The organism is Streptomyces kebangsaanensis (assembly GCF_001906585.1).
Taxonomy (GTDB): Bacteria; Actinomycetota; Actinomycetes; order Streptomycetales; family Streptomycetaceae; genus Streptomyces; species Streptomyces kebangsaanensis.
In genome coordinates, this window is the sequence record NZ_JUJA01000156.1 from 61,123 (window position 1) to 81,414 (window position 20,292).

Consider the following 20,292-nt stretch of genomic DNA (forward strand, 5'->3'; position numbering starts at 1 on the left):
CGGCTCGGGCACGCCCTCGGGCGCACGCGGCGTCCCGTGCTCCGCGAAGTACTCCACGAGCGCCTTGGCGTCGGGCTTGGCGCCCTGCAGCAGATAGAGGGCGACCAGACCGGTGGCGAACAGGTCGGCGGGGAAGTCCGGCTCGGCACCCATCATCTGCTCGGGCGCGAGATAACCCGGTGTCCCCACCACCAGGTCGGTCTCCGTCAGCCGCGGTTCGCCCAGCCGCATCGCGATGCCGAAGTCCGACAGCCGCAGCCTGGGCCGGCCCGTCCCGGTCGCCTCCAGCAGCACGTTGGCGGGCTTGATGTCACGGTGCACGACCCCCTCCGCGTGCACCGCGGCGAGCCCCGACAGCAACTGGTCGAGCAGCGTGCGGACGAACGCCGGGGGCAGCGGGCCGTAGTCCCCGACCAGGTGGGCCAGCGAACCGCCGGCCACCAGATCCATGGTGAACAGGACCTTGTCGTCGTCGGCGGCCCAGCTGGCCGGCGCGAGCACATGGGGGTGGTCGATCCGCAGCGCCTGCTCCCGCACGAAGCGCAGCAGCGAGTGCGCGTCGCGCTGCTGCAGGACCTTGGCGGCCACGTACCTGCGGCGCCGGTGGTCCCAGGCACGCCAGACCGCGCCCACCCCACCGCGTCCGATCGGGTCGGCCAGCTCGTACCGGCCGGCGAAGACCTCACCCATGGCTGTGCGTCGCTCCTCCCCCTGCGGCCACCACCCGGTCCTCCCCGACGGGGCGACACGGCCCCCGCCGGGTCAGTTCTGGTGGGTCTGGTAGTGCGCGACCGCGTCCGAGGTGCGGCCCGCGCCGTACACCCGGAGGAACTCCGCCAGCTCGGGGTGGGTCGGGGCCAGGGCGTTCGCCGCGTCGATGATGTCACCGGCCGCCGCGACCGAGCGCAGCAGCGACTGGATCTCGCGGACCACCCGCTTGACCGTCGGCGCTCCCGAACCGCTCGTCGACTGCGTGGTGTTGCTGAGCACCGAGCCCCCCTGCGACCGCTTGATCTCCTCCATGCGCTCGGTGGCCTCGGCCGCGCTGATGCTGCCGTCCGCCACCTGCCCCGCCAGCTCCTGCAGCAGCTGCACCCGCTGGACCACCGCCGGATTGCCGATCTTCGCGCGCTGGCCGCTCATCAGCTGCGACAGCATCGGCGCGGACAGCCCCAGTACCCCCGCCAGCCGGGCCTGGTTGAGCCCGAGATCGTCTATGAGCTTGCGGAAGAGCGCCCCCAACGGCTCCCCGTACCAGTTCCGCTGCAGTTCACGCGCTCTTGCGGTGGCTTCCTGCTGTGCGGCGTCCATTGCGTCTCCCCATCGCTTCCCCAGGTACCGTGGTTCGCTGTAGCGAACCACGCCGAGCATCTTACGGAGAGTGGTCGGCCACGGGGACCCCCAATCCTTTTGCGGGATCCGGGGGGTGACCCGGTACTCTGGTCTGCGGCACCCGACCGGCAGTCCGATCTCCGGCCGGATGCCCCTCTTCCGGGGCCTTAGCTCAGTTGGTAGAGCGCTGTCTTTGCATGGCAGATGTCAGGGGTTCGACTCCCCTAGGCTCCACGGACACGGACACGGACGTCAGTACGGACGTGGACGCGAGAAGAAAGCTCCCCCGATCCGGGAAACGGATCGGGGGAGCTTTCCTCGTGTCACACCGGTCTGCGGCCGCACCACCAGGAGGGGGTCAGCCGCGTTTGTCGCGGTCCGCCTCCTCCTCGGCCTGCTTCGCCCGCACCTCCGGGTCCAGTACGGACTGGTCGCCGCCCTCCACCGAAGCCAGCCCACCCGGCTCGGGCACCTCCGTGGCGGCCGGCGGTTCCACCAGCCAGTCGGGGTTGGCCTGCTTGTCCCACCACTTCCAGGCGGCGAAGGCGCCGCCGGCGAGCACGCCCACCACCGCGAACATCTTCGCGGCACGGCCCGCCCGGCACCGCCGCTGCTGCCTGCGGGCCAGCTTCTGGATCTTCCGCGCCGGCACCTGACCGCGCAGCGCGACCAGCGCGGCGGCACCGCGCGCGGCCGCCTCGTCCGCGACCGGCCCCGCCGCGGCCCTCGCCTGCTCGATCCTCGGCCGGGAATACTCGGCGGCCTGCCGGGCTGCCCTGCGCGTCCGTTCGGCCGCCTGCTGGGCGGCCAGGTCGACCTTCGGTGGTACGTAGGCCATGGCCTGGGTACGGGCCTGCTCCAGCCGGGGTGCGACATGGGCGCCGTACTGGACGCGGGCCTGGTCGGCGGCCAGCGACACCTTCGGCGCGAGCCGTACGCGTGCCTCGTGTGCGTAGTGCGCGGCCCTCTCCTTGGCCGTGTCGGCGTAGGGCGCCACCACTTCCGCGGCGTGCAGCACGCTGTCCTTCGCCGAGCCGGTCGCGGCGCGCACGCTGTCGATGCGGGTCACGGGTTCCTCCTCCTCGGTGGCGTACGGTATTTCGACTTTCCACCCTTTTACGGATCATGCCTGTCCGGGCGCCCGCGGGCATGCGATGACGGGCATCCGGGTCACGGGCCATGACTCCGGCGACCACAGCGGCCCTCCCGGAGGAGAGCCCGCCGCGAGACGGTCACGTGCGAGAGCGGATGAATCGTGTGAGAGCGAATGAATGCGGAGCAACAGGGGCTTGTCGTCGACAATGCCATGGATCGCCGCGCCGCGCTCCCGGCCCGGGAGGACCGGCCGGGCGTCGCGCAACCGAAACCGGCGGATGCCCGCCCGGAAACCGCCGCCGGGCGACGCACGGCACAGGCCGTGCGAGGATCGTGGAGTCACAAGGAAGACAACGGAAGGCAGATCGTGGCTGAGCAGCTCTACGCCACCCTGAAGACCAACCACGGCGACATCCAGGTCCGGCTCCTGCCGAACCACGCCCCCAAGACGGTCCGGAACTTTGTCGAGCTCGCCCAGGGCGAGCGCGAGTGGACCAACCCCGCCACCGGCGAGAAATCCACGGCGAAGCTCTACGACGGCACGGTCTTCCACCGGGTGATCAGCGGTTTCATGATCCAGGGCGGTGACCCGCTGGGCAACGGCACCGGCGGCCCCGGCTACCAGTTCGAGGACGAGTTCCACCCGGACCTCTCCTTCGACAAGCCCTACCTGCTGGCGATGGCCAACGCCGGCCCGGGCACCAACGGCTCGCAGTTCTTCATCACCGTCGCCGCGACGCCCTGGCTGAACCGCAAGCACACCATCTTCGGCGAGGTCACCGACCCGGCCGGCCAGAAGGTCGTCGACTCCATCGTGACCACGCAGACCAACCCGCGCACCGACCGTCCCGTCAACGACGTCGTCATCGAGTCCGTCGTCGTCGAGACCCGCGAAGGCTGAGCCCGAGCGCCCGGCCCGACACCCCCGAGGGAACCAATCGCCCCGCTCGTCCGTAAGGATGGGCGGGGCGGTGCCTTGCCCGAAGGAGCCGCAGCCGTGCACCGCCCAGGACGAATCGAGGGGACCCCATGGACCAGGCACCAGGCAGCCCGCAGGGCCCGACGGGCCAGGACCCGGCGGACCAGGGCCCGCAGGACGCCCACCGCCTGCCCACCTGCCACCGCCACCCGGACCGCGAGACCGGCATCCGCTGCACCCGCTGCGACCGGGCGATCTGCACCGAGTGCATGGTGAACGCCTCCGTGGGCTTCCAGTGCCCGGACTGCGTCCGGGGCGGCTCCGGCACCGGCCACTCACCCGCCGCGAACCGGCCCCGCACGCTGGCCGGCGGTTCGGTCACCGCCGACCCCCGGCTGGTCACCAAGGTGCTGATCGGCCTCAACCTCGCCTTCTTCCTGGTCCAGCTCTCCCTCGGAGACCGGTTCACCGACCGGTTCGACCTCGTCGGCCGGGCCTACATCCCCTCGCTCGGCTCCCTCGGAGGGGTCGCGGACGGCCAGTGGTACCGGCTGCTCACCGCGATGTTCCTGCACGGCAGCTACATCCACATCCTGTTCAACATGCTCAGCCTGTGGTGGATCGGCGGCCCGCTGGAGGCGGCCCTCGGCCGCGCCCGCTACCTCGCGCTCTACTTCACCGCCGGGCTCGCCGGCAGCGCGCTCACCTATCTGCTCGCCGCGCCCAACCAGCCCTCGCTCGGTGCCTCCGGCGCCATCTTCGGTCTGTTCGGCGCCACCGCCGTGCTGATGCGCCGGCTCAATTACGACATGCGGCCGATCGTCGTCCTGCTGGTGATCAACCTGATCATCACCTTCGGCTGGGGCAATATCGCCTGGCAGGCCCACATCGGCGGCCTGGTTGCCGGTGTGATCATCGGATACGCGATGGTCCACGCCCCGCGCGAGCGGCGGACCCTGGTGCAGTATGGGACCTGTGCACTGGTGCTGGTGGTCGTCGTGGTGCTGACGCTGCTCAGGACGGCTCAGCTCACCTGAGACCGCGGCCGGGGACCCTGCGGCCCCACCGTTGTCCACAGACGGTGGCGAATCTTGTGCATAGAGTGTGGGAACGCGTGTGCCCCCCGCCGTCTGCGTTTGCGCAGGTCAGGAAGGGGGCGAGAAGCACCGAAGGGCGGTGTGACAGTCACACCGGCGTCAACGGGGAAGTGGTTATCCACAGATCGGGGCTTTTCCCCAGTTACCTGTGGACACATTGCGCCGACCTGTGGATAACTCAGCGAACAGCCATGGGCAGAGCTGTGTCACCGGCAGGCCGGCGTCACTTCCACTGCGTGGAGACGGCGAACCCGGCGGCGATGAAGCCGAAGCCCACCACGATGTTCCAGTTGCCCAGGGCGTCGATGGGCAGTGAGCCGTCGGTCACATAGAAGACGACGATCCAGGCCAGACCGATGAGGAACATGGCCAGCATGACGGGCGCCACCCAGCTGCGGTTCTCCATCTTGAAGCTCGTGGGCTGCCTGGAGGGCGGCGGGGTGTAGTCGGCCTTCTTGCGGATACGTGACTTCGGCACGAGGGTCTCTCCTGTCGATGCGCTGCGTGGCCGCGCAGGGAACTGGGCTGGCTCCGGGGCAGCGTACAAGGGGACACTGAGTATTCTCCCGGGCGTCCGTTAGCGTAGTGCTTCCACGGCGCTGAAGGAGATAAGGGTACGTTGAGCAATTCCGCCGACTTCCCCGAGACGGGTGACGGCCCGGCCCGCCCGCGCCGTCCGAAGCCCGTGCGGATCCTCACCGTGGCCGTCTTCGCCCTCGCCGGGCTCATTTTCTTCACCAGCTTCGACACGGCCAAGGGCACCAACATCCGCACGGACGCGTCGCTGCTGAAGCTGTCCGACCTCGTCCAGGAGCGCAGCCGCAAGAACCAGGAGCTGGACGAGTCCAACGCCGCCCTGCGCGACGACATCGAGTCCCTCGCCCGGCGCGACGACGACGGCGACGGCAAGGCCCGGGGCGACCGGCTCGCCGGCCTGGAGGAGAGCGCGGGCACGCGGAAGCTCAGGGGCAGGGCGATCACGGTCACCCTCGACGACGCCCCGCCGGACGCCACCGCGAAACTCCCCGGCTACCCCGAGCCGCAGCCCGACTACCTGGTGATCCACCAGCAGGACCTCCAGGCCGTGGTCAACGCGCTGTGGAACGGCGGCGCCCAGGGGATCAAGGTCATGGACCAGCGGCTGATCTCCACCAGCGCGGTGCGCTGCGTGGGCAACACGCTGATCCTCCAGGGCCGCGTGTACTCACCGCCGTACAGGATCACGGCGGTCGGCGACCCGGACAGGCTGCGCAAGGCGCTCGCGGACTCCCAGGCGATCCAGAACTACATGGTGTACGTCAACGTCTACGGCCTCGGCTGGAAGGTCGACGACGAGGGAACGGTGACTCTTCCGGGTTACTCGGGCACAGTGGACCTGCACTACGCGAAGCCCGTGGAGTAGGCAGGGGGCCAGCCCCGCGGAGGCTGGGAAACCCGGGGCGCCGCGCCGTTAGTCTGGTGGCGTACGGCGTGAGTCTGGTGCCGTGGGAGACGAAAGGGACGGCATGTACGGCTGGATCTGGCGGCATCTGCCGGGGAACGCGTGGCTGAAGGCACTGCTCTCACTGGTGCTGGTCCTGGCCGTGGTCTACGTCCTGTTCCAGTACGTCTTCCCGTGGGCCGAACCGCTGCTTCCCTTCAACGATGTGACGGTGGACAACCAGTGAGCGCGCGGATTCTCGTCGTCGACAACTACGACAGCTTCGTCTTCAACCTGGTCCAGTACCTGTACCAGCTGGGGGCCGAGTGCGAGGTGCTGCGCAACGACGAGGTGTCGACGGCGCACGCCCAGGACGGCTTCGACGGGGTCCTGCTCTCACCGGGACCGGGCACGCCCGAGCAGGCCGGTGTCTGCGTGGAGATGGTCCGGCACTGCGCCGCGACCGGTGTTCCGGTCTTCGGGGTGTGCCTGGGCATGCAGTCGATGCAGGTGGCGTACGGCGGTGTGGTGGACCGCGCCCCCGAGCTGCTGCACGGCAAGACCTCGCCGGTGGAGCACGGGGGCAAGGGCGTCTTCGCCGGTCTGCCCTCCCCGTTCACGGCGACCCGCTACCACTCGCTGGCCGCCGAGCCCGCGACCGTGCCCGCCGAGCTGGAGGTGACGGCGCGTACGCCCGACGGGATCATCATGGGGCTGCGGCACCGTGAACTCCCTGTGGAAGGCGTGCAGTTCCATCCCGAGTCGGTGCTGACCGAGCACGGGCACCGGATGCTGGCCAACTGGCTGGTGGAGTGCGGTGACGAGGGGGCCGTGGCGAGATCGGCGGGGCTGGCCCCGGTGGTGGGCAGGGCCACGGCGTGACCGCGCTGCGCCCCGAGCGCGAGACGGACCCCTCGTACGGGCAGCAGCCGTACGGGGAGCCGGGCGCGTTCGGGGAGTGGTACGGCGCGGGGCCGCAGGGCGCTCCTCCTCAGGAGCCGTACGCGGCGCCGTACGCGGCGCCCCAGGCGGGTGGTCCGGCGGGGGTGCCGTACGAGCCGGCCGGTGACGCGGCGACGGCGTATGCGCCGCCCGTGCCGCATTCCGTTCAGTCTGCCGTTCCGCCTGCCGCTCCGCCTGCCGTGGACGAGGAGACGATGGCGCTGCGGATCCCGGATCCGCCGCCTGGCGCCTCTTCGGCCACAGGGGCCACCGGACCACCAACGGGTGGGCGCGCGGCCCGCAGAAAGGCCGCCAGACGCCGTAACGGCCGTCGTGGGGCCGCCGAGGGGGCGGCGCCGGAGGAGGACAGGCCGGCGGACCGGTCGCCCGCGCCGCTGTCCCGGGTCGAGGCACGTCGGCAGGAGCGGGCGCGCAGGGCGAGCCCGGGTGTCATCGCCAGCCGGGTCATCGGTGAGGTGTTCATCACCACGGGCGTGGTGATGCTGCTCTTCGTCACCTACCAGTTGTGGTGGACGAACGTGCGGGCGCACGCCCAGGCGGGCAGTGAGGCGAGCCAGCTGCAGAACGACTGGGCGAGCGGCAAGCGGAACCCGGGGGCGTTCGAGCCGGGGCAGGGCTTCGCCCTCCTGCACATTCCGAAGCTGGACGTGGTGGTGCCGGTCGCGGAGGGCATCAGCAAGTCGAGGGTGCTGGACAAGGGCATGGTCGGGCACTACGCGGAGGGTGCCCTCAACACGGCGATGCCGGAGGCGAAGACGGGCAACTTCGGGCTCGCGGGCCACCGCAACACGCACGGCGAGCCGTTCCGGTACATCAACAGGCTCTCGCCGGGCGACGCGATCGTCGTCGAGACGCAGGACACGTACTTCGTCTACAAGATGGCGTCGATACTGCCGGTGACGCCGCCGTCCAACACGAGCGTCCTCGACCCCGTCCCGAAGGGTTCGGGTTTCACCAAGCCCGGCCGCTACATCACACTGACCACCTGCACACCGGAGTTCACCAGTAAGTACCGGTTGATCGTCTGGGGCAAGATGGTCGAGGAACGGCCGCGCAGCAAGGGCAAGCCGGATGCGCTCGTCAGTTAAAGGGCGGATGAACAGTGGCAGCGACCACGGACGACACGGCAGAGCACAGCGACGGCGGTCAAGGGCGCGGTGACGCCCGGGCTGCCGGTCCCGGGGGACGCCGCCGCGGGCCCGGTCCGCTGGCCCTCGCCGTCAGCTTTTTCGGTGAACTCCTCATCACGGTGGGCCTGGTCCTCGGCCTGTTCGTCGCCTACTCCCTGTGGTGGACGAACGTCCTGGCGGACCGCAAGGCCGATCAGCAGGGCCACAAGGTCCGTGACGAGTGGGCCCAGTCCGCTCCCAGTGGTCCCGGCGCGCTGGACACCAAGGACGGCATCGGCTTCCTGCACGTGCCGTCCATGCACAACGGCGAGGTGCTGGTCAAGAAGGGCACGTCGGACGACGTACTGAACGGCGGCGTGGCCGGCTACTACCTGGACCCCGTCAAGGCGGCCCTCCCGACGTCCGGCAGGACGGGCAACTTCTCCCTCGCCGCCCACCGGGACGGGCACGGGGCGAAGTTCCACCACATCGACAAGGTGCGGGTGGGCGATCCGGTCGTCTTCGAGACGAAGGACAAGTGGTACGTCTACAAGGTCTACGGCATCCTCCCGGAGACCTCGAAGTACAACGTCGAGGTCCTCTCCCCGGTTCCCAAGGAGTCGGGCGTCAAGAAGCCGGGCCACTACATCACCCTCACGACGTGCACGCCGGTGTACACCTCGCGCTACCGGTACATCGTCTGGGGGGAGCTGGTCCGGGTGGAGAAGGTGGACGCCGAGCGGACGCCGCCGGAGGAACTGCGGGCGGGCTGACTGACTGACCTCCTTTGAGGAGGGCAGTCCCCTAACATGTGAAAGGCCCGAAGCCGCAACTTGGTCTTGCGGCTTCGGGCCTCGTGCTGTCAGGGCTGTTGCAGCACCTTGAGACGCGAGCCCGCGCTCCATGCCTCCAGCTCTTCGCGGTTCACCGTGATGATCCCGCTCAGGTCGGCGATCGCCTGCGCCTCGCCGCTGTAGTTGCACGTGGCCACGAAGAGCGGAACGTCCACTTGGATCACGGCCCGTGCGGCGCCCGCGAACTTTTGCATGGCGGCGCTGGGTACGACCCGGTGGCCGGTGTACTTCTTGCACTGGACGGCCACGGTGCGGCCGTCGGCGGTGCGTGCGGTGATGTCGATGCCCCGGTCCCTGTTCGCCTGCCTCACGATGACGTCCGTACAGCCGTCACGGCGCAGGAGGCCGGCGACGTGATGTTCGAGTTGCTGCCAGGTCATGGACTTGAGCAGCGTCCTGACATGTCCTGTGGGGGCTTCCCCTTCCAGGATGCTGATGCGTCGATGCTGCTGGCACAGACTGCGTTTGACGTTCTCGATGTCCTGGCGGAGTGCGATGAGCTCGCGGCGGTGTTCGCCGGAGGCGGCGATGAGCGCGTTGAACATCGGGACGACGGTCTTGCCGAGGATGTGGGTGATGCGCTGGTCGATGCGGTCGTCGAGGGAGACGACGGGCGGCTGGGGGGAGTTTTCCACAGGCTGGGTGCGGGCCAGGTGTTCCATGTCGAGGAGGTAGACACGCACCTGACGTGCGACTTCGCTGTCGCGGAGAAGCATGGCGACGTTGAGGACGGCGCGGCGCGGGAAGAGAGCCAATGATGGCGTGCGCGACTGGATTCCACTGAGCGCCTTGAAGGCGCTCAGTTCGGTACCTGTCAACACGCGATAGCCGCTGGCTTCCAGTTCCGCCCTGTGGTCGATCACCAAGGACCGGATGGCCTTGACGCGCACCTGAAAGTACGCCGCGACCATCGCCGTCGTGACATGCATCCCGTCCGGCAGCAGTGACAGTGCCTTCACCCTGTCGAGCGCGTCCGTGCGGTCGAGCACGCTGTTGCGCATGCTCTTCGATTCCAGGAGCACCGACTCGTTGATCACGTTCTGCCCTTCTGTTCGTGTGCGGCCACATGGCCGGGGCAGAGCGTTCCGATTCCCCACCCCACCCGATCAACGAGTGGTGACATATGAAGGCACGATCGGATTGCGTACAGGTTTGTGGTGGCGTGGGGCGGTACGACAAGAGCCCCGGCCCCCTCGCAGGAGGGGGCCGGGGCTCTTGTCGTCAGGGCCGGGGGCGGTCGGGTCAGCCGCCTCCGCCGAAGAAGCCGCCGTTGCCGTTTCCTCTGTTGCCGCCGCCTGCGGTGAAGAGGCGGATCGGCGTACCCGGGGCGACCTGAGAACCTTGCCCCGGGTCTGAGCCGAAGACGATGGCGTCGTCGTCGTCCGAACCAACGACCTCGCCGACCTGGAGATTCGCCTGCTCAAACGCCTTCTTGACGTCCTTGAGCTTCCGCCCCTGGATCTCCGGAACCGTGACCTTTTCCTGCTCGACCAGCTTGCCGATCTTGATGTTCACTGAGGAATTCTTGTCGACCTGCTGGTTGGGGCCCGGAACGGTCTCGATTACCGTGCCGTTCTGGTTGGGGTCGTTGACAGGCTCCTCGGTGCAGTTGCCGGTGAGGTTGCTCTGCTCCATCCGGACCCTGGCCTCGTCACAGGTCTTGCCGATGACGTCGGGGATGGTCGTCTTCTCGACGGCCTTGGCGACGGTGAGGGTGATCACAGAGCCCTTCTCGACCTCTTTGCCGTTCACCGGGTCCTGATCGAGGACGTTGTTCGCCTCCTGCGTCGACTCCCTGAACTTGGTCTCGACCTTGAACTGGTAGTCGTCGCCCTCGAGCTTCGCCTTGGCGTCGTCGAGACTGAGGCCGACCACGCCGGGCACCTGCACCTTCGGCGCCCCCGTGGACAGCACCAGGTTGACGGTCGTGTTCTTCTCGATCTGGCCCCCCACCTTGGGTTCCTGCGAGCAGACCTTGCCCTTGGGCTGGTCGTCGCAGGTGTCCTCGGTGAAGGCCAGTTCCAGGGTGACGTTCTCCGCCGTCTGTTGGGCCTCCGCCTTCGTCTGGCCGACGAAGTTGGGCACGTCCACCATCTTGTCCTTGGCGTTGTCGCCGCTGAAGATCCACATGCCGATGAGGACGGCGCCGACGAGGACCAGGATGCCGGAGACGATCAGCATGACCGTGGAGGTGCTGGACTTCTTCTGGCGCCGCCGGTCGGGGCGGTCGTCGTAGCCGTAGCCGCCGTCGTCCGGGTTCATGGGCGGCAGCATCGTCGTGGCGCCGGCGGCGGGCTCGGAGCGCAGGGCGGTGGTCGGCTGGTCGTCGGGGTAGGCGCCGTAGCCGACCGCGCCCATGGCGGCCGTGGCCGCGACCGGCTGCCCGTCGAGGCAGGCCTCGATGTCGGCGCGCATCTCGTCGGCGGACTGGTAGCGGTAGTCGGGGTCCTTGACCAGCGCGCGCATCACGATCGCGTCCATCTCGGGCGTGATCTCGGGGTCGAAGACGCTGGGCGGCTGCGCTTCCTCGCGGACGTGCTGGTAGGCGACCGCGACCGGGGAGTCGCCGACGAAGGGCGGGCGGACCGTCAGCAGTTCGTAGAGCAGGCAGCCCGTCGAATAGAGGTCCGACCGCGCGTCGACCTGTTCGCCTTTGGCCTGCTCGGGAGACAGGTACTGGGCGGTGCCGATGACGGCCGCGGTCTGGGTCATCGTCATGCCGGAGTCGCCCATGGCGCGGGCGATGCCGAAGTCCATGACCTTGACCTGGCCGTTGCGCGTCAGCATGACGTTGGCCGGCTTGATGTCACGGTGGACGATGCCGCTGCGGTGGGCGTACTCCAGTCCCTGGAGGATGCCGATGGTCATCTCCATGGACCGCTCGGGCAGCAGCTTGCGGCCGCTGTGCAGCAGTTCGCGGAGCGTGGAGCCGTCGACGTACTCCATGACGATGTACGGGATCGAGACCCCGTCGATGTAGTCCTCGCCCGTGTCGTAGACCGCGACGATCGCGGGGTGGTTGAGCGAGGCGGCCGACTGGGCCTCCCGGCGGAACCTGGCCTGGAAGGAAGGGTCGCGCGCCAGGTCGGCGCGCAGCGTCTTCACCGCCACGGTGCGGCCGAGCCGGGTGTCCTGCGCGAGGTGCACCTCCGCCATGCCACCACGGCCGAGCACATGGCCCAGCTCGTACCGGCCGCCGAGGCGACGCGGCTCTTCCATAGTTCGCTACCAGCCCTCTCCGTCGGTCCCGACCGGCACCACGTGTGCCGCCGGAGGCTGCTGTCCGGGCCTACCGTACCCGGCTCGCTCTGTGTGACCTGGCCAAGCCCGGCACCCGATACAGGACCGGTATCCCAACGTGCACCGATGTGAAGGGGACGTGACAGGGGTCACTGCCTGGAGTTGATGACCGCCTCCATGACGCTCTTGGCGATGGGGGCCGCGAGGCCGCCGCCGGAGATGTCGTCACGGTTGGCGTTGTCGTCCTCGACGACCACGGCGACCGCGACCGGCGAGCTGCCGTCGCTCGTCTTGGCGTAGGAGATGAACCAGGCGTACGGCTTCTCGCTGTTGTCGACGCCGTGCTGGGCGGTACCGGTCTTGCCGCCCACGGTGACGCCGCCGATCTGCGCGTTCCTGCCGGTGCCGTCCTTGACGACGGTCTCCATCATCGACTGCAGTATCTGGGCGTTCCTCGACGACAGCGGCCGGCTCAGCTCCTCGGGCTTGGTCTGCTCGAGGGTGTCGAGGTTCGGCGACTGCAGCTTGTCGACCATGTACGGCTTCATCAGCTTGCCGTCGTTGGCGATCGCCGAGACGACCATGGCCATCTGCAGCGGGGTCGTGGCGGTGTTGAACTGGCCGATCGAGGACAGCGCGGTCTGCGACTTGTTCATGTCGTCGGAGAACACCGAGGCGTTGGCGCGGACCGGGACGAACTGCTCCTTGGTGAAGCCGAACTTCTTGGTCTCCTCGAGCATCTTCTCGTTGCCGAGGTCCGCGCCGATCTTGCCGAAGACGGTGTTGCAGGACACCCGCAGCGCCTCGCGCATGGTGGCGTTCTCGCAGGGGATGTTGCCCTCGTTCTTCAGCTCGGTGGTGGTGCCGGGCATGACCCAGGGCAGCGGCGATTCGGTGGGCTGGTCGGCCGACGTGTACAGGCCGTTCTCCAGCGCGGCGGCCGCGGTGACCACCTTGAAGGTGGAGCCGGGCGGGTAGGTCTCGCGCAGCGCCCGGTTGAGCATCGGGTCGCTGGGGTTGTTCTCCTTCTGCAGCTTCTTCCAGGCCTCGGCGTCCGTGTTCGCGGTGCCGGCGAACGACGAGGGGTCGTACGACGGGTAGGAGGCCAGGGCCAGGATCTTGCCGGTGGACGGTTCCAGGGCGACGACGGCGCCCTTGCCGTGGCCCTTCAGGCCGTTGTACGCCGCCTTCTGCGCGGCCGCGTTGAGCGTGGTGACCACGTTGCCGCCCTGCTTGGGCTTGCCCGTGATCATGTCCAGGGTGTTGCGGAAGAACAGCCGGTCGTCGTTGCCGGTGAGGATGCCGTCGTCGATGTTCTCCAGCTGCGTGGCGCCGAAGGCCTGGGAGGCGTACCCGGTGACGGGGGCCCACATGGGGCCGTTCTTGTAGGTGCGCTTGTACTTCAGGTCGTTGAGCCCGTTGGACTTCGTCTCCGTCGACCCGGTGATCGGGGAGCCGCCGACGATGATGTCGCCGCGCGGGGTGGCGTAACGGGCGATGGTGACGCGGCGGTTCTCGGCGTCGTTCTTGAGGCTGTCGGCCTTGGCGTACTGGATCCAGTTGCTGCGGATGAGCAGGGTGAGGATCAGGAGGCCGCAGAAGATCGCGATCCGGCGCAGGGGTTTGTTCACGGGCGGACCACCTGTGTCATCTCGGCGTCGGGATTGGAGGCGGGGGCGGGCGCGGGGCGGCGTGCGGTGTCGCTGACCCGGATCAGGATGCCGATCAGGGCCCAGTTGGCGATGACGGAGGAGCCGCCGTACGCCAGGAACGGCATCGTCATGCCGGTGAGCGGGATGAGGCCCATCACACCGCCGGCCACGACGAAGACCTGCAGCGCGAAGGCGCCGGACAGGCCGATGGAGAGCAGCTTGCCGAAGGGGTCGCGGGCGGCCAGCGCGGTGCGTACGCCGCGCTCCACGATCAGGCCGTAGATGAGCAGGATCGCCATGAGGCCGGCCAGACCCAGTTCCTCGCCGAAGGTGGCGAGGATGAAGTCGGAGTTGGCGGCGAACCGGATGAGGTCGGAGTGGCCCTGGCCGAGGCCGGAGCCGAGGGTGCCGCCGGAGCCGAAGGCCCACAGGGCCTGCATGGCCTGCTCGGAGTGGAGCATGCCGTCCTTGGTGCCGGCCCGGCTCAGCTGGTACTCGCGCATCGGGTCGAGCCAGGCCTGGACGCGCGTCTGGATGTGCGGTTCGAAGGACGCCACGCCGACGGCGCCGACGGCGGACATCAGCAGACCGAAGACGATCCAGCTGGTCCGCTCGGTGGCGACGTACAGCATGATCACGAACATGCCGAAGAACAGCAGGGACGTGCCGAGGTCGGTCTCGAAGACCAGGATCAGGATGGAGATGGCCCAGACGACCAGGATCGGGCCGAGGTCGCGGCCGCGCGGCAGGTACAGGCCCATGAAGCGGCGGCTGGCGAGGGCCAGCGCGTCGCGCTTCACCATCAGGTAGCCGGCGAAGAAGATCGCCAGCACGATCTTCGCGAACTCACCGGGCTGGATGGAGAATCCGGCGACCGAGATCCAGATCTTGGCGCCGTAGATGTTCTGCCCGAGGCCGGGGACCAGGGGCAGCAGCAGCAGGACCAGCGCGCCGACCATGGAGATGTAGGTGTAGCGCTGCAGGACGCGGTGGTCCTTGAGGAAGATCAGCACCACCACGAAGAGGGCGATGCCCATCGCCGTGTAGAACAGCTGCCGTGGGGCGGCCGTCCCCGCCTGCTCGATGGCCTGCAGCAGTTTCGACTGGTCCAGTCGCCAGATGACGACCAGTCCGAGCCCGTTCAGCAGCGTGGCCAGGGGCAGCAGCAGCGGGTCCGCGTACGGGGCGAACTTGCGTACGACGAGGTGGGCGACGCCGGCCAGCAGGCCCAGGCCCAGGCCGTAGCTCAGCAGACCGGCGGGCACCTGGTTGTTGATGGCCAGGCCCACGTTGGCGTAGGCGAACACCGGGATGGCGACGGCGAAGACCAGCAGCGCGAGCTCGGTGTTGCGCCGGCTCGGCGCGCCGATGGCGCCGATCGTGGACGTGTGGTGCGTCGACGGGTTGGGAGTGCTGCTCATCGTGTGACAGGGCCTCTCACGGCTTGCCTACTGCTTACCGCACAGCGAGACGACCTTCTGCTCTTCCTCCGAGAGAGTGGGGCCGGGGCTGGGAGTGGACGCGGTCGTGGACGTGGACGGGGACGACGGTGACGACGGGGACTTCGACACCGACGGGTTCGGCGTCGGTGTCGCCTTGGACGTGAAGGCGGTGCGAGTGGTTCCCGTGGTGCTCGCGGTGCCGGTGGTGCCCTCGGCCTGGCCCTGGCCCGGCTTGGCGTTGTTCTCCTCGGCGGCCCGGCGCTGCGTCTCCTTCTTGCACGCGGAGACCTGCACCGCCAGCTCGTCGATCTTCTTGCGGGCGTCCTTGAGGCCGCCCGCGGCGATCGTCGCCCTGACCTGCTTCTGCTGGTAGGGCGGCAGGTACTTGAGTTCGATCTCGGGGTGGTCCTTCTCCACCTTCGACAGCTTCAGCCAGGCCAGGTCCTGGCTGATGCCCCGGTACAGCGCGACGTGCTCCTCGTTGGCGCCGACGTAGTACTGCGTCTGCGTCCAGCGGTGACCGCCGTACAGGCCGCCGCCGATGACGGCGAGCGTGAGCACGCTGTAGAAGGATCTCTTCAGCCACCTGCGGCTCTTCTTCGGCTTGACGAAGTCGTCGTCGTAGCCGCCGAAGCCGGCCGCGGGGGCGTAGCCGGTGGTGTCGCCGGAGCCGGGCGGGCCGAACTCGCCGCCCGCGCCGCCCTGTCCGGGGACCTGGCGGCCGAGGCCGGAGGCGCGTCCGGCCGGGGTCTGCATGATGCCGTTGTCGTGCAGGTGGTGCTGGTTCTCGGCGACCGCGCCGACCACGACGGGGGTGTCGGACAGCTGTCCGGCGAGGGTGTCGCCGGTGTCCAGGTCGAGGACGTCGGCGACGATGACGGTGATGTTGTCCGGGCCGCCGCCGCGCAGCGCGAACTGGATCAGCTCCTGCACGGTCTCCTGAGGGCCCTGGTAGCTGGCGAGGGTCTCCTCCATCGTCTGGTGGGAGACGACGCCGGACAGGCCGTCGGAGCAGATCAGGTAGCGGTCGCCGGCGCGGACCTCGCGGATGGACAGGTCGGGTTCGACGTGCTCGCCACTGCCCAGGGCGCGCATCAGCAGGGCGCGCTGCGGGTGGGTGGTGGCCTCCTCCTCGGTGATGCGTCCCTCGTCGACGAGGCGCTGCACCCAGGTGTGGTCCTGGGTGATCTGGGTCAGTACGCCGTCGCGCAGCAGGTAGGCGCGCGAGTCGCCGACGTGCACGAGGCCGAGCCGCTGGCCGGTCCACAGCAGGGCGGTGAGCGTGGTGCCCATGCCCTCCAGCTGCGGGTCCTCCTCGACCATGGCGCGCAGCTGGTCGTTGGCGCGCTGCACGGCGGCGCCGAGGGAGGTGAGGATGTCGGAGCCGGGGACGTCGTCGTCGAGGGCGACGATGGTGGAGATCACCTCGGAGGAGGCGACCTCACCGGCGGCCTGGCCGCCCATGCCGTCGGCGATCGCGAGCAGACGCGGTCCGGCGTAGCCGGAGTCCTCGTTGCCCTCGCGGATCATGCCTTTGTGCGATCCGGCGGCGAAGCGCAGTGACAGACTCATGCGCACCTCGCCCGTCGGCTCCGGGTACAGCCGATCGTGTCGAGCCACACTGCCCACCCTCCGGTCGGGAGCGCGCCGGGGCCCGGGGTGCCGGCCGCCGCTGCGTGCTCGCTCCGCTCGCTCATTAGTCGTACTACTTCCGCAGCTCGATGACGGTCTTGCCGATGCGGATCGGCGCGCCCAGGGGGATCGGTGTGGGGGTCGTGAGCCGGGACCGGTCCAGGTACGTTCCGTTGGTCGATCCGAGGTCCTCGACGATCCACTGGCCGTCGCGGTCCGGGTAGATCCTGGCATGCCGGCTGGAGGCGTAGTCGTCGTCCAGCACGATCGTGGAGTCGTGGGCGCGGCCCAGGGTGATCGTCTGGCCCTGCAGCGCGACGGTGGTCCCGGTGAGGATTCCCTCGGTCACCACCAGCTTGGTGGGGGCGTTGCGGCGCTGACGGCCGCCGCCCTGCTGGCCGCGCTGGGGCGGAGGCGCGGCCTGCCGCGCGGCCTGCTGGGGCCTGACGGCCTCCCGGCGGGCTCCCCGCTGGGTGACGCGCGTACCGAACAGGTCGCTGCGGATGACCTGCACGGCCACGATCACGAACAGCCACAGTACGGCCAGGAAACCCAGCCGCATGACCGTGAGGGTCAGCTCTGACATTGCCCCCGCTTCACCCTTCGGCTTGCCTATAGATAACGGTGGTGCTGCCCACGACGATCCGCGAGCCGTCGCGGAGCGTAGCGCGGGTGGTGTGCTGCCCGTCCACCACGATGCCGTTGGTGGACCCGAGATCCTGGATCGTCGAGGGCGTTCCGGTCCGGATCTCGCAGTGCCGGCGGGAGACGCCGGGGTCGTCGATCCGCACGTCGGCCTCGGTGCTGCGGCCCAGCACCAGCGTCGGGCGGGAGATCTGGTGGCGGGTGCCGTTGATCTCGATCCAGTAGCGGGTGCGGCCGCCGGCCGACGGGATCTGCGGGGGCCGCTGGGCGGGCTGCGGGTAGCCGTAGCCGCCGGGGCGGCCGGGCGGCGGCGCGGACGGCATGGGCGGTGCCCCCGCGGGGCCGGCGGCGGGCGGGTAGCCGTATCCGCCCGGGGCGCCGGGGCGGCCGTACGGGGCCGCGGAGGGCGCGGAAGGTGCCTGGGGGGTCCCGGGGGCCTGCTGGCTGCTGGAGGAGGCGAGGGTGCGGCTGCGGACCCGGTACAGGCCGGTGTCCAGGTCCTCGGCCTTCTCCAGGTGGACCTTGATCGGGCCCATGAAGGTGTAGCGCTGCTGCTTGGCGTAGTCGCGCACCATGCCGGCGAGTTCGTCGCCGAGCTGGCCGGAGTAGGGGCTCAGACGCTCGTAGTCGGGCGCGCTGAGCTCCACGATGAAGTCGTTGGGTACGACGGTGCGGTCGCGGTTCCAGATGGTGGCGTTGTTGTCGCACTCGCGCTGGAGCGCACCCGCGATCTCCACGGGCTGGACCTCGGACTTGAAGACCTTGGCGAAGGTGCCGTTGACCAGACCTTCGAGACGCTGCTCGAACTTCTTCAGGACTCCCATGGGGCACCTCCTCCGTCGTGGCCGTCGCTGTCGTCGTTGCGGGTCTTGCCGTCGTGCTGCTGCGTCTTGTCTTACCTGGTACTGCTTACTGATCGTATCCACGCGCCGGTGGATCGGCCGGTTCCCCCTGTCGGCCCCGTCGACGGGTGTCGACGGGCCCTTCCCGCCCGGGCTTTCCGGCACTTCCGCCGGGTGCTGCGCTTCGTGCTTCTGCCCAGGATCGTAGAGGCGGCCGGAGACCAGTGTCCCGCACCTGACGGTGGACCTCGTACGGCTCCTGGGGAGACGGGCGGGACCGGTACGAGGTTGATACGTGAACCGGCAAGGGCTGATGCGGAACAGGATCCTCCAGGCGCTGCCGCGAAGGCCTGTTCTCGCCTTTTCGGCGCGGCCGGCCCCGGACTCCTGCCCCGGGAAAGCGATGTGAACCCACCCTCCCGGGCGTGCTAATGTTCTGGATGTCGGAAGGCGCCGGCCCCCCAGGGGGAAGGGAGCCGGAGGACACACCCAATGCGCGGGTGGCGGAATAGGCAGACGCGCTGGATTCAGGTTCCAGTGCCCGCAAGGGCGTGGGGGTTCAACTCCCCCCTCGCGCACCACGAGATACCGATGTACGGGTCTCCGCCAGTGACGAAAGTCACGGTGGGGGCCCGTTTTCGGTTGGCCGTCCAGGAGGTGTGAGGCATCGCACGACCCGGCCGGACGGATGGACAGCGGGCCCCGGCACGTGAGGTATCTCACGTGCCGGGGCCCGCTGCGTGCGGTGGGGTCGGCGGTCACTCGCGGCGCCACGGGGCGGGGACGTTCGGGGCCCCAGGTGCCGCTCGGCGGTTCGGTGGGCGGGGTGCCCGGGTCGCCGGGTCCCCCGGGTCCCGGTGTGCCGTTGGCGTCCAGGACGGAGTCGAAGGTGGCTTCCCTGCCGTTGCCGGCTCCGCGGACGTCCATCGGCAGGACCGGGTCGAAGAGGGCGTCGGTGCCGTTGCGCGGCGCACCGGGGCAGTACGGCTGGGTGGTGAGCACCGGCCGGGTGCCTGGGCCTTGACGTGGAGGTGCCGGCGTCGTCGGCCTGCCAGGAGCCGAGCGGCACGCCGGGAGCGGGACGCGGTTCCGGCCGAAGGCGTGACACGGAGCGCGTGCGGTGTGCTCGTCGCGCGGTCGCGCTCCGGTGGAGGCCGCCGATGACGGTAATCGCGCCGGTCGCGCCGGAGGAGATGTCGTCGTGTCCTCCTGCCCGGCGTTGTGGGGGTGGGGGGAGGGGGCCGCGTTCCGGCGCGGTGTGCGCGGTGCGCGCAGTGGGCGCGGTGGGCGCCGCTGTGCGGTCCGGGCGTCCCGGTGGCGGCCCGAGCGGATGGACGGGGCGGAAGCGGCCGTTGGGGCCGGGGCGGAACCGCGGTGGTGGGCGGGGGCCCGGCCCGCGCGGCGCTAGGCTGGTCGGGTGACGACTCCGGAAGCTGAACAGGGTGGCGTCGCCGGAGCGGACCGGGCGACGTCCCAGGGCGCTGCGGCGCGGCCCGAGGAGCGTTTGGAGCGGGCCGTACGGGCCGCCGAACAGGCGCTCATCGAGTACGAGATCGCGGTGGAGACCTTCCGGGTGGAGGTCGAGAACTTCGCCCGGCTGCACGAGCAGAGGCTCGGGCCGCTGTACGCGCGGCTGGAGGAGCTGGAGGCGCAGACGGCCGAGGCCAGGGCCGCGCGCACCGGTGACCCCGAGGACCTGCGCAAGGCGCAGGAGGCACGGGCCAGGGTGCAGCCGATCGACGGCGTCGAGGAGCTGCTGCACGGCTGGATGGACTCCCACGGCCTGTTCCCGGAGGCCGTCGCGATGCTCACCGACCAGGCCGTGCGGCCCCCGCAGCGGGTGCGCCCCAGCGAGGAGGCCCGCAGGCTGTACCGCGAGCTGGCCCGCAAGGCCCATCCCGACCTGGCGCAGGAGGACGCCGAGCGCCAGCGGCGCGAGGAGTTCATCACCCGGGTCAACGCCGCCTACGCCCGCGGTGACGAGGGCGAGCTGCGGGAGCTGGCCGCGGAGTGGGCCGCCGGTCCGAAGCCCGAGGAGCAGCGGCCGAGC

Annotated in this window: 17 protein-coding genes, 2 tRNA genes and 2 pseudogenes; 10 read left to right on the forward strand and 11 right to left on the reverse strand. The window is 69.6% G+C overall.

Going from position 1 to position 20,292, the window contains the following annotated elements; all coding sequences use genetic code 11:
- Together RH94_RS44690 and RH94_RS26560 are read right to left on the reverse strand one after the other, a co-directional pair.
- Positions 1 to 690, reverse strand: a pseudogene (locus RH94_RS44690) (serine/threonine-protein kinase); the annotation flags it as partial.
- A gap of 72 nt (positions 691 to 762) precedes the next feature.
- On the reverse strand, positions 763 to 1,311 hold the full coding sequence (locus tag RH94_RS26560) for a helix-turn-helix domain-containing protein (protein ID WP_073950641.1): 549 nt from the start codon (positions 1,309 to 1,311) through the stop codon (positions 763 to 765).
- Between the two features lie 182 nt (positions 1,312 to 1,493).
- Here RH94_RS26560 and RH94_RS26565 point away from each other — a divergent pair.
- Positions 1,494 to 1,566 (forward strand) — tRNA-Ala (locus RH94_RS26565).
- A gap of 124 nt (positions 1,567 to 1,690) precedes the next feature.
- On the opposite strand, the gene RH94_RS26570 is transcribed toward RH94_RS26565, so the two are convergent.
- Positions 1,691 to 2,401: a DUF5324 family protein gene (locus tag RH94_RS26570; protein ID WP_073950642.1), complete on the reverse strand. Its 711-nt coding sequence runs from the start codon at positions 2,399 to 2,401 to the stop codon at positions 1,691 to 1,693.
- A gap of 393 nt (positions 2,402 to 2,794) precedes the next feature.
- Here RH94_RS26570 and RH94_RS26575 point away from each other — a divergent pair, with 393 nt between their 5' ends.
- The gene (locus tag RH94_RS26575) at positions 2,795 to 3,328 is read left to right on the forward strand and encodes a peptidylprolyl isomerase (RefSeq protein ID WP_073950781.1); all 534 of its coding nucleotides are present in this window, start codon (positions 2,795 to 2,797) and stop codon (positions 3,326 to 3,328) included.
- A gap of 128 nt (positions 3,329 to 3,456) precedes the next feature.
- Positions 3,457 to 4,383 (forward strand): rhomboid family intramembrane serine protease, encoded by a 927-nt coding sequence (locus RH94_RS26580; protein ID WP_073950643.1) that lies wholly within the window; start codon positions 3,457 to 3,459, stop codon positions 4,381 to 4,383.
- Between the two features lie 283 nt (positions 4,384 to 4,666).
- Here the strand turns inward: RH94_RS26580 and crgA are convergent, their stop codons facing one another.
- Positions 4,667 to 4,921, reverse strand: coding sequence for a cell division protein CrgA (crgA, locus tag RH94_RS26585; RefSeq protein ID WP_073950644.1), 255 nt, complete (start codon positions 4,919 to 4,921; stop codon positions 4,667 to 4,669).
- Between the two features lie 141 nt (positions 4,922 to 5,062).
- On the opposite strand from crgA, the gene RH94_RS26590 reads away from it, so the two are divergent.
- From RH94_RS26590 to RH94_RS26605, 5 genes and pseudogenes are all read left to right on the forward strand, one after another.
- Positions 5,063 to 5,845, forward strand: a complete 783-nt coding sequence (locus RH94_RS26590; RefSeq protein WP_073950645.1) for a DUF881 domain-containing protein — start codon at positions 5,063 to 5,065, stop codon at positions 5,843 to 5,845.
- 56 nt (positions 5,846 to 5,901) lie between these two features.
- Positions 5,902 to 6,110, forward strand: a pseudogene (locus tag RH94_RS39930) (hypothetical protein).
- A complete protein-coding gene (locus tag RH94_RS26595; protein ID WP_073950646.1) occupies positions 6,107 to 6,745 on the forward strand; it encodes an aminodeoxychorismate/anthranilate synthase component II in 639 nt (212 codons plus the stop codon). Before RH94_RS39930 ends, RH94_RS26595 begins: the two are co-directional and overlap by 4 nt.
- Positions 6,742 to 7,914, forward strand: a complete 1,173-nt coding sequence (locus tag RH94_RS26600) for a class E sortase (protein ID WP_073950647.1) — start codon at positions 6,742 to 6,744, stop codon at positions 7,912 to 7,914. The genes RH94_RS26595 and RH94_RS26600 overlap by 4 nt, the downstream gene beginning before the upstream one ends.
- Before the next feature lie 14 nt (positions 7,915 to 7,928).
- Positions 7,929 to 8,708 (forward strand): class E sortase, encoded by a 780-nt coding sequence (locus RH94_RS26605; RefSeq protein WP_073950648.1) that lies wholly within the window; start codon positions 7,929 to 7,931, stop codon positions 8,706 to 8,708.
- Between the two features lie 89 nt (positions 8,709 to 8,797).
- Here the strand turns inward: RH94_RS26605 and RH94_RS26610 are convergent, their stop codons facing one another.
- The 7 genes from RH94_RS26610 to RH94_RS26640 form a co-directional block, all read right to left on the reverse strand.
- Positions 8,798 to 9,826 (reverse strand): restriction endonuclease, encoded by a 1,029-nt coding sequence (locus RH94_RS26610; protein ID WP_073950659.1) that lies wholly within the window; start codon positions 9,824 to 9,826, stop codon positions 8,798 to 8,800.
- A gap of 205 nt (positions 9,827 to 10,031) precedes the next feature.
- Positions 10,032 to 12,008, reverse strand: a complete 1,977-nt coding sequence (gene pknB / locus RH94_RS26615; RefSeq protein WP_073950661.1) for a Stk1 family PASTA domain-containing Ser/Thr kinase — start codon at positions 12,006 to 12,008, stop codon at positions 10,032 to 10,034.
- A 170-nt stretch (positions 12,009 to 12,178) separates the two neighbouring features.
- Positions 12,179 to 13,660, reverse strand: a complete 1,482-nt coding sequence (locus tag RH94_RS26620; protein WP_073950663.1) for a penicillin-binding transpeptidase domain-containing protein — start codon at positions 13,658 to 13,660, stop codon at positions 12,179 to 12,181.
- Positions 13,657 to 15,102 (reverse strand): FtsW/RodA/SpoVE family cell cycle protein, encoded by a 1,446-nt coding sequence (locus RH94_RS26625; RefSeq protein ID WP_073950665.1) that lies wholly within the window; start codon positions 15,100 to 15,102, stop codon positions 13,657 to 13,659. The genes RH94_RS26620 and RH94_RS26625 overlap by 4 nt, the downstream gene beginning before the upstream one ends.
- 27 nt (positions 15,103 to 15,129) lie before the next feature.
- Positions 15,130 to 16,695, reverse strand: a complete 1,566-nt coding sequence (locus tag RH94_RS26630; protein ID WP_073950667.1) for a Stp1/IreP family PP2C-type Ser/Thr phosphatase — start codon at positions 16,693 to 16,695, stop codon at positions 15,130 to 15,132.
- Positions 16,696 to 16,828: 133 nt separating this feature from the next.
- Complete coding sequence (locus tag RH94_RS26635; RefSeq protein WP_073950669.1) at positions 16,829 to 17,341, reverse strand: FHA domain-containing protein FhaB/FipA; 513 nt, start codon at positions 17,339 to 17,341, stop codon at positions 16,829 to 16,831.
- 10 nt (positions 17,342 to 17,351) lie between these two features.
- Positions 17,352 to 18,224, reverse strand: a complete 873-nt coding sequence (locus RH94_RS26640; protein WP_073950671.1) for an FhaA domain-containing protein — start codon at positions 18,222 to 18,224, stop codon at positions 17,352 to 17,354.
- 512 nt (positions 18,225 to 18,736) lie between these two features.
- Here RH94_RS26640 and RH94_RS26645 point away from each other — a divergent pair.
- Both RH94_RS26645 and RH94_RS26650 read left to right on the forward strand, forming a co-directional pair.
- Positions 18,737 to 18,823: transfer RNA gene (locus RH94_RS26645), tRNA-Leu, on the forward strand.
- Between the two features lie 836 nt (positions 18,824 to 19,659).
- A partial coding sequence (locus tag RH94_RS26650) for a J domain-containing protein (protein ID WP_234426068.1) occupies positions 19,660 to 20,292 on the forward strand: 633 nt, incomplete at its 3' end.